Here is a 12974-nt window from a genome sequence, read left to right on the forward strand (position 1 = left end):
ACGGCGGGTTTTTTATTGCCATCACCATGGGGAGCCCCATCGTAATGGTTTTAACCTCAGGTGCAGAATTATGGCAAAACCGGACTGGGGAGCACTGCAACACCAGTTCCTCGCCGAGCATGCTAAATCCGGTATATCCCCAAAAGACTGGTGTGAAGCGCAGGGACTGAATTACGCTACAGCCCGCCGTTACATCAAGAAACCGACTGCGCAAAGTGCGCAAAAAAATGCGCAGAAAAAAATGCGCACTGCGCAGGCAAAAAAAAGCGCAGAAAAACTTCTTAATAGTGAACTCACTCCCCAACAAAAACGCTTTGTCGCTGAATACCTCATAGACCAGAACGCAACAGCCGCAGCAGAGCGCGCTGGTTACAGTGACGCAAGCTACGGCAGGCAACTCCTAACATTACCTCACGTTGCGCAGGCAATTGCGCAGCAGCAAAGAGATTCACTGGTGCGCACTTTGGCGAGTGCAGATGAAGTGCTCGAAAAGATGTGGCAGCTCGCTACGTTCGACGCTAACGAAATCTCACAATATCGCCGTGGATGTTGTCGTTACTGCTGGGGCTTTGGTCATAACTACCAATGGCGTGATGTTATCGAGTTCGAAGAGAGGGAAGCGGAGGCAAAAGCCAAAAAAGGGAAAGAGCCGGACGATGCTGGCGGATATGGCTACAACCACAACCGCGAGCCTAACCCTGATTGTCCCCGATGTAATGGTGATGGTGTAGGACGACCTCATTTCGCTGATACCACCAAACTGTCCCCGATAGCCCGCCTTGCTTATTCCGGTACGAAACTGGTGAAGGGCGGTATCGAGATATCGACCATCAGTCGCGAAAAAATGTTTGAAGCGATTATGCGGCGCCTGGGGCTGGCTGAATCCGAACTGGCGCAACGGCTGCTGGATCTGGAAATCCGAAAACGCACCGCCGAAGCCGAACGTCTGGAACAGGAAGTTGAGCTTAAGCGTAAAGGCAAGGGCAAAGACGACGAGCCGACAGTGGTCATTAAACTGGTGAATTCCCCTGATGGCGACTGAACACGTTATAGAGTTCCTGCCGTTCCATGCAGGGCAAAAGAAAATTTATCGTTCTCCGGCTAAGCGAAAAGTTATCCGCGCCGGTCGCCGCTTCGGTAAAACCACCATGCTTGAACAGGCGGGCGGTAACTGGGCGGCGCGGCAGATGCGCGTAGGCTGGTTTGCGCCGTCCTATAAAATCCTGCTGCCGTCGTTCAAGACCATCCGTGACCTGTTAAAGCCGATCACGATTAGTTCCAGTAAGACCGATTCGATTATTGAACTGATTGGCGGCGGTCTGGTTGAGTTCTGGACGCTGGATAATCCCGATGCCGGGCGCTCCCGAAAATATCACAAAGTCATTATTGATGAGGGCAGTCTCGTCAAAAAGGGCATGAGGGATATCTGGGAACAGGCCATTGAGCCGACGCTGCTCGACTTTGACGGCGATGCGGTGATGGCCGGTACGCCGAAAGGCGTTGATGACGAGAATTTTTTCTATCAGGCCTGTAATGATAAATCGATGGGCTGGGAGGAACATCATGCGCCGACTGCGGCTAATCCGACAATTAATCCGGCGGCGCTGGCCCGAATTATCGACGGTCGCCCTCCGCTGGTGGTTCAGCAGGAATACAACGCTGAATTCGTGGACTGGCGCGGGCAGAACTTTTTCAAGCTCGACTGGTTGCTGGAGAACGGCGCGCCTGTTGATTATCCGTTTTCCTGCGATACGGTTTATGGTGTCGTTGACTGTGCGCAAAAGGGAAAACTCCAGAACGACGGATCCGCGTGTATCTGGTTTGCGCTGGATAACCTGCCGTCGCCACACCTTATCATTCTGGACTGGGACATTATCCAGATTGACGGGTATTTCCTGAAAGACGTTGTGCCGCAGTGGGAAGGTAAAGCTAAACACCTTAGCGAAATCTGCCGCGCCCGTATGGGGACCACAGGCCTGTTTATTGAGGATAAGGCAACCGGCATCACCCTGTTACAGCAGGGCGCTAACGAGGGCTGGAACGTCCACCCTGTCGACAGTGAGTTAACGTCACTTCCCAAAGAATCCCGCGCCATCAACATTTCTGGTTATGTGGCGTCCGGGAAGGTACGCATTTCTAAATACGCCTTTGACAAAATCGTTGAGTACAAACAGTCGAAGAAAAACCATCTTCTGACGCAGGTACTCCAGTTCATCATTGGTGAAGAAAACCAGGACGACGATCTGTTTGACTGCTTTAACTACGGTGTCGCGCTTGGTCTTGGTAACGGAGAGGGGTTCTGATGCAGGACGACGACGATATTTGCATGGGCAGCAATGCTGGCGTCCTCAGCAAGATTCTGGAGGGCGGGAGCATTGAACCCGGCGCGCAGGCGGGTTATGAGCTCTGCAAGCTGATTTATTTGTTTCATCCGCTGGGCGGAAAGATGGTCGACCGCCCGATAAAACTGGCGATGTCGGAACCGCGAACTGTACATGTTACTCGTGGACCTGAAAGGCGCCTGCGTGAAGCTTTCGAGCGCGAGTGGAAAGCGATTAAAGCCGATCGCATCATTGCCAATACAGCGCGCCAGTCCCGAATTTACGGTGTTGGCGCTGTGGTGATGCTTGTCGACGGAGAGCCAACGAACGAAGCTGCTGAGTTTGAGTCGCTGTATAAAAAGTCCATCACTTTTAACGTGCTGGACCCGATGAATACTGCTGGCTCAATTGTGATGAATCAGGATCCAAATTCCGCTGACTTTCAAAAGGTCGGGAATGTAACAGTCGCCAGTAAGCCATATCACCATAGCCGGTGCTGTGTGATGATGAACGAGGATCCGATTTATCTAGCCTACACGCCATCATCATTCGGCTTTGCCGGGCGCAGCGTTTATCAGCGCGCGCTGTATCCGCTGAAATCATTTATTCAGTCCATGCGCGCTGACGACATGGTGACGATTAAAGCCGGACTGCTGGTGGCGTTCATCAAACAGACCAGCTCTATCGTCAATAACATGATGCAGAAAATGTCCGGCATTAAGCGCTGGATGCTGAAACGCGGTGGCAATGGTGATGTATTGCAGGTGGGGGAACACGACAAAATTGAATCTCTCGACATGCAGAACCTGGAAAAACCGCTTGATACCGCCCGTAATCACATTCTGGCGAATATTGCGACGGCGGCAGACATGCCCGCGATTCTGCTCAACAGCGAGACGTTTACGCGCGGATTTGGCGAAGGAACAGAGGACGCAAAAGCGGTCGCCCAGTATATCGACGATGTGCGCAAAGATTTACAGCCGCTGTATGATTTTTTCGTTCGCATCGTTCAGTACCGGGCGTGGTCGCCTGAGTTTTTCGAGGCGCTGAAAAACGATTTGCCGGAATACAAAAGCATCAGTTGGGAGGCGGCTTTCAGTTCCTGGGTGAACAACTTTGATTACGTCTGGCCGTCATCGCTGAAAGAGCCTGAAAGCGAAAAAGTTAAAGTCGATGAAACACGCTTTAAGGCGATTACTGAGATGTTGACTGTGCTGTTGCCACAACTCACCAAAGACCCGCAAAACAGGGCGACACTCATTAAATGGGCCTGTGAGAACGCCAATATGAACGAAAACCTGTTTGCGGATCGTCTGGAACTGGATTACGAGCAGCTTGAACAAAATCCGCCGGATGTAACACCGCCTGGTGAGGGGAATTTTGATGAACTCCTTTCTGAAAGAGCTGCGTGACGCGATTAAATTCTTTCTGGAACATGGTTACAGCAGTGAAGAAAGTCTGATTATGTGGACTGAGCGCCTGCGTAATGCCACTGAGGATAAAATCGGCGGCGATGATTTTTACAGATATGTGTCCCGGCGTCTGACTGCTGCTTACGATCTGGAAGTTGGCCGGGAGAGGGCGCTTAAGCGTCATCCTGGCGTCAGCCGTTTCACACTGAATTATCTTGAACCAAAACTGCGGGCAGAGCTGGACAGGCGGATTATGGCTTCTGCCGACCTGATAAAGCTGAACCGTACACAGGCTGTTGACCGGACAATTCAGCGTTTCAGTGGCTGGGCAACCAGCATTCCTCCCATTACATCGATAAGTCCCGGTTTATCCGCTTCATCGCGTTCTGGCGTGGTTGCCACAAGCCAGCATATCGCCAAATCAGCGCGGCAGATTGATTTTGAACGGCGCCGCGTGATGGTGGACCAGACACATAAGCTGATTGCCAATATCGATAACATCATTGCGACCGATGGCAGGGCGATTGCGGCGGTGTGGCACAGCCACTGGCGCCAGCCCCATTATGACTATCGGGAACCACACAAAGACCGCGACCTGAAAACCTATGCGATACGCGGTAACTGGGCGTTGAAGAAAGGATTTATGAAGGCGGGGCCGGCTGGCTATCTCGATGAAATCACTCAACCGGGCGAAGAGGTATTTTGTCGTTGTTACCTGACATATATCTACAACGTGCGCAGTCTGCCGGATGAAATGAAAACCGAGAAATGGCGAAAATTTACTGAGGGGAATATGTCAGTCGGTCGCCGAACAGCAAATTTTGAAGGCTTCAGAAACGGAGGATAAGTGAACACCTACGCTGCCGGGATCCTGTTTAAGTCTGGCGGGAAAATATTTCTGGTTAAGCGTGGGGATGATGGTTCGTGGGCGGTACCGGGCGGAAAACTCGAAGAGGGGGAGACGCCTGAAGCCGCGGCAAAGCGTGAAGTGCTGGAAGAATGCGGGTTTGATTATTCCGCACCGCTGACGCCTCATACCCTGATTGATGGCTATATTACCTACCTCGCAGATGATGCTGAGCAATTCGACGCGGTACTGAACGATGAAAATCAGGCCTGTGGCTGGTTTTCTCCGGATGAACTGCCGGAGCCGTTGCATCCCGGCATGGTGGCAATGCTTGATGCCGAACCACTCAATGAAAAGGACGTTGCCGGGCTTATTGCCGACGGGCAACTCACATCCCCGCAGTTTTTCAGAAATATGTACCTGTGGGCGCTGCGTATCACCGGAACGGGTGTTACCTGGCGTTCTAAGTTCAGGCAATACGCTTACCGTTCTCCCGAGAATTACCTCACTGATGATTTCCTCGCCCGGTGCTCTGGCCTGCCGGTGATCTGGCTGCACCCGGAGAAAAACACGCTGAACAGCGAGGAGTACGCCGCGAGGACTATCGGTACGATTGCATTTGCCTGGATCCAGGGTGATGAGGTGTGGGGAATGGCCCGCATCTACGACACTGACGCCGCCACGATTCTTTCAACGCGGCAACTGAGTACATCCCCCACGGTGACGGGCGGCGATGACGTTCTGATCAACGTCGACGGCGAGCCGCTGCTGCTGGAGGGGAACCCTGTTTTACTGGACCACCTGGCTATTTGTGAGCAGGGCGTCTGGGACAAGCTGGGGGAACCGACGGGAGTTAAATCCGACACACTTTTGAACGAGGTCCAGAAAATGGATGAAGAAAAAGTATTAGCACTCATTAACCAGGCGCTGGACGCTCGCGAAGCCCGCGCAAAGGCCGACGCCGAGGAAAAAGCAAAAGCAGATGCTGAAGCAGCAGAAAAGGCGAAAGCTGATGAAGATGCCGCCCGACTCAAGGAAGAGGAAGAAAAGGCGAAGGCTGACGCCGAAGCAAAGGCCAAAGCGGACGCGGAGGCAGAAGAAAAAGCCAAAGCGGATGCCGAACTGGAAAAAATCCGCGCAGACATGGAAGAAATGAAAAGTCGTGTGCCGCAGGAACTCAGTGATGAAGAGCGCAATGAAATCGCTGATACCCAGTGTAAGGCCGACAGCGTGTTTGCTTCATTTGGTGAGCGCGCGCCGCAGCCGATGGCGGGAGAACGCGCTATGCCATACCGCCGTCGCATCATGACTCGCCTGCAAAAATATTCTTCAGACTATAAAGAAGTGGATCTGCATGCCATCGCAGACAGCCAGCTCCTGAGTATTGCGGAGAAAAAAATCTATGCCGATGCGCAGGCATCAGCGGCATCCAGTCTGGAGCCCGGCGCCGGGTTACGTGAAGTCATCCGCACCGACGCCACCGGACGCCGTATCAGTACCTTTATCGGCGATCCGTCCGCGACATGGGCACCGTTCCAGGCCGTCAGCCGCAAAGTCGCTGGCATCAAACAGTAATCAACCGGAGAACAATAAACATGGCGAGTGCATTGTCAGTTAATCCAATGCAGACCACTAACGCGCGTGGCACGTTCTACGCGAAATCTGATGGTCTTATCCAGGGCGTGGCGCTGGACGATCCGGCGGCACGTTATGCGCTGGCATCCGGTACCCTTGCCAGTGATGAAATAAAACCTTTGTGGGGCGGACTGCCGGTTAACGAACTTGTACCGGGCGCCTCTTCTGCACCACGTGGCAGCATTATCAAACGCGCAGCCAGCCTTTCACAACTGGTGGGCTTTTCCGTGTTCAACCAGGCACACAACGGCCTGACCACGCCGCAATCCCCGGTACCGCTTCTCCTCAGCAATATGAGCGTGTCGTTTTATCGCCTGGGCTCAGGAATGCGTGTTCCGGTCAAAGCCTCTGATGCCGTGATCTCTCTGGCCAGCGCGGGGATTTCTGTTAATCAGCCGCTGGTGTGGAATTTTGCGGAGGATTGTCTGGATGTGTTCAGCACTGCGGCGGCAGATGTGGCTACAACCGCTATTACCTGGACTGCGCCTACCGCAAATTTAGCGGGATTTGCGACCGCGACGACTGCCAGCGCGCACGGCCTGAAAGTGGGCGTTTATGTGGATATTACAGGCGCGGCTCCTGCTGCATATAACGGCATTGTTCAGGTGCTCAGTGTTCCTACGGCAACCACATTCACCTTTACCCCGGTTTCAGTGCCTGCGGGCAATGCAACCACTCAGGGAACGGTAGGCGCGGCAAAAGTGCAAGACGTTGCCCTTCCGGTAAAAATCATCGAAATGCAGATGGGTAACAGCAAAACCGTTTCTTACGATTCGGCAACGGGTTTTGCTACCTGGAACGACAGCGGAAACGCTGCGGTAATTCTGCTGTAATCAGGAGAGGCTAAGAAATGCCAGCTATTACACCCGCTTATCAAATTGTAAATCCGTCGTACATCATGCCGGAAATGATCCTGTCGTATCAGCAGGCATCCGGTGCGTTTTCTGTCATGGCAAGCGGTAACCCGCTGGTTCGCCTGGCAGACGGCGACCAGTACGTTTATATGAAACGCCTGGATATTCGCACTCAGGTCACCTCAAGCCAGTCAGGTAACGCCAACCAGTTACCCTCTGTGGCACTGGAGGCGCGAATGGTCAGCACGCCGACATATATGTTCCGTGCCCGCGCCATTTACGATCATCACGATATGGCCGCAGCGGGAAACTGGGGGATTGCGCTTCCGGAAGCCCAGCGACTCGGTACCCGGCAGGCGATTTTTCAGCAAATGCGTAACGCGCTGCTCTATGGAATGAACCCGGCGGGCGGTGAGGGGGTACTGAACACCAACGGTGCGACCACTATCAGCCTGCCGGCAGACAGCCGCGGGAACACTACCGTACTTACTTACGATCATGGCGAAATGGCGGTATTCCTGCTGGCGCAGATTCAGGCGATCCGCACCCGAACTATGCAAATGGGCCGGGCGTCACGCATGGTTATCCTCGGTCCTCAGCGCACGCTGGGTACCATGGAAATGCAGCAGATCGTTCAGTTGACCAGTTACCAGCGTCCGGGCGGTGGTACTTCCACGGTGAAAGGCACCGTTAATGGTGTTGGGGATGATGCTGATTGTGAAATTGAATGGGGTTATGACGATACGCTGATTGGTGCCGGGGCAAACGGAACGGATGCGATCGTCATCGCCATGCCGGAGGTCGAGCGCCCTGAGGTTAACGCGAAAATCAACACCAACGAATTCGCCAGACTGAGTCCGTCACTGGAAGCCACATCACTGATGCTGTGCGACATGGCGGCACCGCGTGAAATTCCCACCCCGATTGCGGGCGGGGCGATCGATGTGCTTTCCGAACTGCGTTCCACCTCTGGCTGGGTACTTCGCCCTGAAGCGCTGACTATCATTTCGATGAAGTACAGCGATTAATTTTCCCTCGCTGATTTCCCTGCGTGCCGGAGGGTGCGCGGGGATTTTTTACCCAGGAGTAAACATGAAACTGTACATCGCCAACACCACTAAACAGCGCCACGATTTCGCCTGGCGCAAGCCGGAGACGGGACGTCTTGTTTATCACCCGATTAATGCAGGCTCTCAGGCCGTTGTCATTGACGGTACCCGCGCCGAAATCGACCTTATTATTCAGCAGCACGCCGATTATGGTCTGATTGATGCGACAAAAATCGACCAGAACCGTATTTATATCGGGTTGTGTTACAGCATTGATAAGCCGGTGTCGTCGAAGGTTATCGAAAAGGCCATGCGGGATAACGATGGTCACCTGAACCGTGCAGCGCACGATCGCCGTCAGGCTTCCGTACTGGCAACAAATAACGCACTCACTGAGCAGGAAAACGGCTATCTCGGTGAGCTGGAAGTCAGTGCAGAGCAGCGACTGAACGCCACCGATGACCGTGACGAAACAGCGTTTGTTGATGAAACACTGGCGGTTAACACGGGAACTAAAAAGAAAAAATAAGCGGGGTGTGTCATGCCTGAACTGGCCGGATTTATCCTGTTTATCCGTAATACGATGGGAGTTAATGCCGACGCGTTAGCCGATGACGATCCGGCCGTTAGTCTCTCCTGGTCAATGTCCCTGGACTGGGTGAACCGGCAGATCGCCTGTATCAGCCCGGTTCTGTATTCGCAGGCTGTTTATAACCTCGCGGCCTCCTTTCTGCTTAACTTCGGTCCTGAAGTCGCTTTCGGTCCGGTACGCGAAAAACTGGGTATCAACAATTTTACTGCTGGCGTTATCAGCGCCTCTTCCGACGAATCAACCAGTCAGACGCGGGTTGTCAGTGATGCACTGAAAAACCTCTCTCTTGCAGATCTGCAACAACTCAAAGACCCGTATGGTCGGTGGTATCTGGCAATTGCGCAGCAGTACGGCGATTTGTGGGGGCTGACGTGAAACTGCACCTGGGCGTGATGGATATTCCCTATGAAAACGAGAATATGACTACTGGCGATGTGGCCGAAATTCTTGAAGGGAAATACCGGATCATGCAGACGTTCTTTGACCGCCACGGCGAGGAAATTGCACAGATGATGAGTAATGACCTTGCCGCCGGTCTCGAAAATATGCTCGCAGGCGCGCCGCTTCCTGCGGATCCCTTCGCGGAATCCATGTCACAGGTGCATCACCTTTTTGTCGCTTTCCTTGATAACGAGGAGATGAACGGCACAGAAGGTGTGCCTACTGCCCGCGCACTGGAAGGGATTAGCAAGCGTTTTAAAAACAGGAAAGGGGAACCGCGGCCCTCTTTTATCGATACCGGTATGTTTCAGGCGTCAATGCGCGCCTGGGTAAGTGGGGTGCTGAATGCCTTCCCTCAATGAACTCTCTCAGGCTAAAACGGAACTCAATGCGTCGCTGGTGCAGGGGCTGGATGATATCAGCCGTTCGGCATCTGTTACGTTTACTAAATATGTCCGGAAAGTGCTTCCCCTTGATGGCTTTGTTTTCTGGGTGAAGGCGTCAGTTCTTGCGGATGATCCTGATACTGAACCGGATACAAAGGAGGTAAAAGGCTATCTGCACCTGACTACTGAATCTATCCAGGATGAAGAACAGCTCTACGATAAAAATGTGGTGACCTTCACCGCGCAGGCCGATATTGATCCGTTTAATGATATTGGTTCTGAGGTGCTTTATATCGGGGAGTTTTACAGCATTCAGTTTGCTTTCTCGCGCCGTTCCGGGCTGAACGAACCAGCGAACATTTACCATTATACCGGACATGCCATTTATCCGCATATGATGTCGCAGATTATTAATTCTGCCGACGATATCGATCTTGCGGATGTGGTGGTCTCCAACTCATTACCGATCTGGCTCTCTCTGAGTCATTTCATGCCGATGTATCCGGCAATGCTTTCCGTGCAAAACCTTGCGCCGCCCTACGCTACAGTGAAATGCGGAGAACCGCTCCCTGTGGCCGGAGCCTTCTGTCTCGACGAGAAGCAGAACCAGTATCAACTGGTTTCTGAGGACGTGACACTCACCGTGACAGGGCTGCGTAATGCTGCCGTTGAGGATTTTTTGCGCTATGTGCAGGACTACACGCTCAGCGATAAAGCCGAAATGGGCGTAATGAATATTCCTGTGATACAGGATGAGCGCGTCACGCAGAACGAGCTCAACATTATCGCCATGCGGAAAAAGGTCAAATTCAAAGTTAATTACTACCAGCAGCGGATGAGGAACGTCGCCCGCAGGCTGATCACGTCTGCAATTCCGTCCATTTATGTGGAGAAATAATCCAAATGGCAATAGTAAATATCAATGTGTCGGTGACCAGTCCGCCGAAACCCTCCCAGTTGTTAAAGTCAGGCGCTCTGGTATCAACGGGGGGAACCACGCTGGCGGCGGGGAGTTATCAGTTGCTGACGTCCAAAGACGATCTAAAAAATATCGTTGCGCCAGCAAAAGCTATTTCTTCGCTTGCGTGGGCCGCGAATACCGTCACGGTGACTCTTTCAGAAAATCATGGCTGGTCCATTGATGAAACGATCCCTGTTGTGATTTCTGGTGCTGCGCCTGCTGCTTATAACGGGGCATATACAGCGTCGGTGACAGGCGAAAAAACGTTTACTTATCCCCTGAACAGTGATCCCGGTACAGCAACGGTTACAGGTACCGTAACGTCTGTTGCCGCCGGAGAACTCCAGCAGATGAACACCACATACTGGGCACAGGGGACCAGCCGGGCGGTTTATGTCCTTGAGCTGGGTGAGATGAATGTAAAATCTGCGGTTGCGGCCCTTAGTACGTTCATTGATGAAGATACTTCTCTGGGAAACACATACCAGAAATTTTTCTCTTATCTTGTGCCGAGGGAATGGGACGCCGAACCGACCTTTAAAACGCTAGCGAACAATTACACTTCACCCGGCGCGCTGGTGAAATTTTTCGTCACTACCACGATTGCGACGTACCAGGAATGGGTATCCGGCAAATATCCGAATGTCTTTGCCGGGGTTGAGGCGCCGTCAATTGGCGCAACTGAGTTCTCGATGGCGGCACCGTTCCAGTCCTCACTGGCAAACGATCCGGGGTCATCAAACATGGTCCCGCCGATGGCGTACCGCTTTATGTATGGCGTAACGGAGTATCCGCCGGCAGGTAATGGTACGTTGCTGAAAACCCTGCAGGATAACCATATCAACTATATCGGCACGGCGGCAGAAGGTGGCCTGAGCAATAAAATGCTGGTGGCCGGTCACATGCTTGACGGTATGCCGTTTAACTACTGGTACTCGGTGGCATGGTGTGCAATCAACCTTGAGCTGGATCTGGCGAATGAAGTGATTAACGGTTCTAACACTACTGTTAACCCGCTTTATTACGATCAGCAGGGAATTGGTCGCCTGCAACGACGCGCTTTGAAAACTCTCCGTTTCGGTATCAGTTACGGGCTAATCCTCGGTCAGGTAATTGATACGCAGCTCACGCAGGAATCGTTCAACGCGGAATATGAAAAAGGCTCTTATGCCGGGAACGCGGTCATCAACGCAGTACCGTTCGCTGACTATACCAGCCTGAATCAGTCCGATTACGCCGATGGAAAATATAACGGCCTGAGTGCGGTTGTCACCCCGCGTCGTGGTTTTGAGTCCATCACGTTTAATCTCAACGTAACCAACTTTGTGGGGGCGTAATAAATGCCAAATCCATTAGTACCGCAGGGCTTTCTTAACCGTGTCAGGGGTGCGGTGACTGTCACGGATATTCCGACGCTGAATGTCACCGCGTCATTTCTGGGTAAGGATGCGATCAGTATGCGGCCGGATTCGGCTGCAACGGACATTATCCCCACACTGACCGGAACCGTGGGGAGCCAAGTACCTTATCAGCAGGTAACGATCACGATGCATTTACTGCGAACGCAGGGGCTGGCGGCGAGCTATCAGAACCGTTTCGCTTCTGATACGTCGCTGGGAGAGGTCGTTATCACGCCGGATGCCAGCACCTTCGGAAACTACACGGTCCTGAATGCATATCTGGTGAATTTTAATGAACTGACCATCAACGGTATGGATGCCGGATATGTCGTGACGATTTCCGGTTATCTGATCACCAACGATAAAATGTGGGGCTAATGGCCGTGAAAATTGACCGAAAACTGAATTTTGTCAGCACCATCACCCGCGATGACGGCTCACTGGTGTATCTGCACATTGTGCCGTTTCCGTATGAAGTCGTTGAGGAAAATTGCGTACTGCTGGGGAATCTGTTCAATAATTTTTTCTCCCTGGTGGGTTCGGTAGGTGCGCCCCGCGTGGCGGCGATGATGCTGCGAAAAATCATCAAAGCGCGGCAGGAGGCAGGAGATCTTCAGCCAGGAACGCCGAATATTGTCGATGAGATACAGCGTCTGACAACGGTCATCTGGAACGATAACGGAACCTGGAAAACGTCTTCGCTGGAGGCTGCATTCAGGCAGGAAATTATCACCGATGATGAGTACCGGGAAGTTGAGGGCGAGGTCGTTTTTTTTATGGTGAGCTCTGCCATTCAGAAAGCGAACCTGATCGCACCGACGGTGGGGAGAGCGCTCGATATGTACAGTGGGCAACTTGTGTCATTGAGCGCTATGGCGTATCGCGATTCTTTACCGACGTCGAAAACGGCTACCGATACCCCGACCCCGGAAGCCCTGCCGGAACCCTCACACATACCCTCCTGACATGGGCCTCATGCGAAGGCTTCAGTCACCTCTGCCGTGAACTGGGCTGCGGCGAATATAAAAGCCCGCTCCATTTCCGGCAGCGGTTCATTCTGGAGGAAATAAGACGCA

14 protein-coding genes are annotated in these 12974 nt (G+C 52.8%); all 14 read left to right on the plus strand.

Annotated elements, in window-relative coordinates:
• The first annotated feature begins 70 nt into the window (after positions 1–70).
• The 14 genes from ACLD11_RS04210 to ACLD11_RS04275 all read left to right on the plus strand — a co-directional run bounded on the left by ACLD11_RS04210 (position 71) and on the right by ACLD11_RS04275 (position 12863).
• Entirely contained in the window at positions 71–1042 is a 972-nt protein-coding gene (locus ACLD11_RS04210) for a terminase small subunit (RefSeq protein ID WP_010835732.1), read from the plus strand.
• Positions 1032–2303, plus strand: coding sequence for a hypothetical protein (locus ACLD11_RS04215; RefSeq protein ID WP_010835733.1), 1272 nt, complete (start codon positions 1032–1034; stop codon positions 2301–2303). The genes ACLD11_RS04210 and ACLD11_RS04215 overlap by 11 nt, the downstream gene beginning before the upstream one ends.
• Entirely contained in the window at positions 2303–3733 is a 1431-nt protein-coding gene (locus tag ACLD11_RS04220) for an anti-CBASS protein Acb1 family protein (protein ID WP_079965612.1), read from the plus strand. The genes ACLD11_RS04215 and ACLD11_RS04220 overlap by 1 nt, the downstream gene beginning before the upstream one ends.
• Positions 3705–4580 carry a hypothetical protein gene (locus ACLD11_RS04225; protein ID WP_411014579.1) on the plus strand — a complete coding sequence of 292 codons (876 nt, stop codon included), beginning with the start codon at positions 3705–3707 and terminating at the stop codon, positions 4578–4580. The genes ACLD11_RS04220 and ACLD11_RS04225 overlap by 29 nt, the downstream gene beginning before the upstream one ends.
• Complete coding sequence (locus ACLD11_RS04230; protein WP_015406012.1) at positions 4581–6155, plus strand: NUDIX hydrolase; 1575 nt, start codon at positions 4581–4583, stop codon at positions 6153–6155.
• Between the two features lie 20 nt (positions 6156–6175).
• Positions 6176–7048 carry a hypothetical protein gene (locus tag ACLD11_RS04235; RefSeq protein WP_023181116.1) on the plus strand — a complete coding sequence of 291 codons (873 nt, stop codon included), beginning with the start codon at positions 6176–6178 and terminating at the stop codon, positions 7046–7048.
• Positions 7049–7065: 17 nt separating this feature from the next.
• Complete coding sequence (locus tag ACLD11_RS04240) at positions 7066–8097, plus strand: major capsid family protein (protein ID WP_001110972.1); 1032 nt, start codon at positions 7066–7068, stop codon at positions 8095–8097.
• Positions 8098–8161: 64 nt separating this feature from the next.
• Entirely contained in the window at positions 8162–8647 is a 486-nt protein-coding gene (locus ACLD11_RS04245; RefSeq protein ID WP_001643824.1) for a hypothetical protein, read from the plus strand.
• A 12-nt stretch (positions 8648–8659) separates the two neighbouring features.
• Positions 8660–9085 carry a hypothetical protein gene (locus ACLD11_RS04250; RefSeq protein ID WP_001114360.1) on the plus strand — a complete coding sequence of 142 codons (426 nt, stop codon included), beginning with the start codon at positions 8660–8662 and terminating at the stop codon, positions 9083–9085.
• Entirely contained in the window at positions 9082–9513 is a 432-nt protein-coding gene (locus ACLD11_RS04255) for a hypothetical protein (RefSeq protein WP_223197016.1), read from the plus strand. The genes ACLD11_RS04250 and ACLD11_RS04255 overlap by 4 nt, the downstream gene beginning before the upstream one ends.
• Positions 9497–10435: a hypothetical protein gene (locus tag ACLD11_RS04260; RefSeq protein ID WP_411014580.1), complete on the plus strand. Its 939-nt coding sequence runs from the start codon at positions 9497–9499 to the stop codon at positions 10433–10435. The genes ACLD11_RS04255 and ACLD11_RS04260 overlap by 17 nt, the downstream gene beginning before the upstream one ends.
• A 5-nt stretch (positions 10436–10440) precedes the next feature.
• On the plus strand, positions 10441–11835 hold the full coding sequence (locus ACLD11_RS04265) for a hypothetical protein (protein ID WP_411014581.1): 1395 nt from the start codon (positions 10441–10443) through the stop codon (positions 11833–11835).
• Between the two features lie 3 nt (positions 11836–11838).
• Positions 11839–12276, plus strand: coding sequence for a hypothetical protein (locus ACLD11_RS04270; RefSeq protein ID WP_411014582.1), 438 nt, complete (start codon positions 11839–11841; stop codon positions 12274–12276).
• The gene (locus tag ACLD11_RS04275; protein ID WP_411014583.1) at positions 12276–12863 is read left to right on the plus strand and encodes a hypothetical protein; all 588 of its coding nucleotides are present in this window, start codon (positions 12276–12278) and stop codon (positions 12861–12863) included. The genes ACLD11_RS04270 and ACLD11_RS04275 overlap by 1 nt, the downstream gene beginning before the upstream one ends.
• The last annotated feature ends 111 nt before the right edge of the window (positions 12864–12974 follow it).

The organism is Salmonella sp. 741265116_PST, from assembly GCF_046567715.1.
GTDB classification, from domain to species: domain Bacteria; phylum Pseudomonadota; class Gammaproteobacteria; order Enterobacterales; family Enterobacteriaceae; genus Salmonella; species Salmonella enterica.

What these genes read in the sequence shown, in the direction of transcription:
- ACLD11_RS04250 (WP_001114360.1), top strand. Translation starts at nt 8,660, where the DNA reads ATGCCTGAACTGGCCGGATTTATCCTGTTTATCCGTAATACGATGGGA.
- ACLD11_RS04265 (WP_411014581.1), top strand. Translation starts at nt 10,441, where the DNA reads ATGGCAATAGTAAATATCAATGTGTCGGTGACCAGTCCGCCGAAACCC.
- ACLD11_RS04225 (WP_411014579.1), top strand. Translation starts at nt 3,705, where the DNA reads ATGAACTCCTTTCTGAAAGAGCTGCGTGACGCGATTAAATTCTTTCTG.
- ACLD11_RS04275 (WP_411014583.1), top strand. Translation starts at nt 12,276, where the DNA reads ATGGCCGTGAAAATTGACCGAAAACTGAATTTTGTCAGCACCATCACC.
- ACLD11_RS04235 (WP_023181116.1), top strand. Translation starts at nt 6,176, where the DNA reads ATGGCGAGTGCATTGTCAGTTAATCCAATGCAGACCACTAACGCGCGT.
- ACLD11_RS04240 (WP_001110972.1), top strand. Translation starts at nt 7,066, where the DNA reads ATGCCAGCTATTACACCCGCTTATCAAATTGTAAATCCGTCGTACATC.
- ACLD11_RS04215 (WP_010835733.1), top strand. Translation starts at nt 1,032, where the DNA reads ATGGCGACTGAACACGTTATAGAGTTCCTGCCGTTCCATGCAGGGCAA.
- ACLD11_RS04220 (WP_079965612.1), top strand. Translation starts at nt 2,303, where the DNA reads ATGCAGGACGACGACGATATTTGCATGGGCAGCAATGCTGGCGTCCTC.
- ACLD11_RS04270 (WP_411014582.1), top strand. Translation starts at nt 11,839, where the DNA reads ATGCCAAATCCATTAGTACCGCAGGGCTTTCTTAACCGTGTCAGGGGT.
- ACLD11_RS04210 (WP_010835732.1), top strand. Translation starts at nt 71, where the DNA reads ATGGCAAAACCGGACTGGGGAGCACTGCAACACCAGTTCCTCGCCGAG.
- ACLD11_RS04260 (WP_411014580.1), top strand. Translation starts at nt 9,497, where the DNA reads ATGCCTTCCCTCAATGAACTCTCTCAGGCTAAAACGGAACTCAATGCG.
- ACLD11_RS04245 (WP_001643824.1), top strand. Translation starts at nt 8,162, where the DNA reads ATGAAACTGTACATCGCCAACACCACTAAACAGCGCCACGATTTCGCC.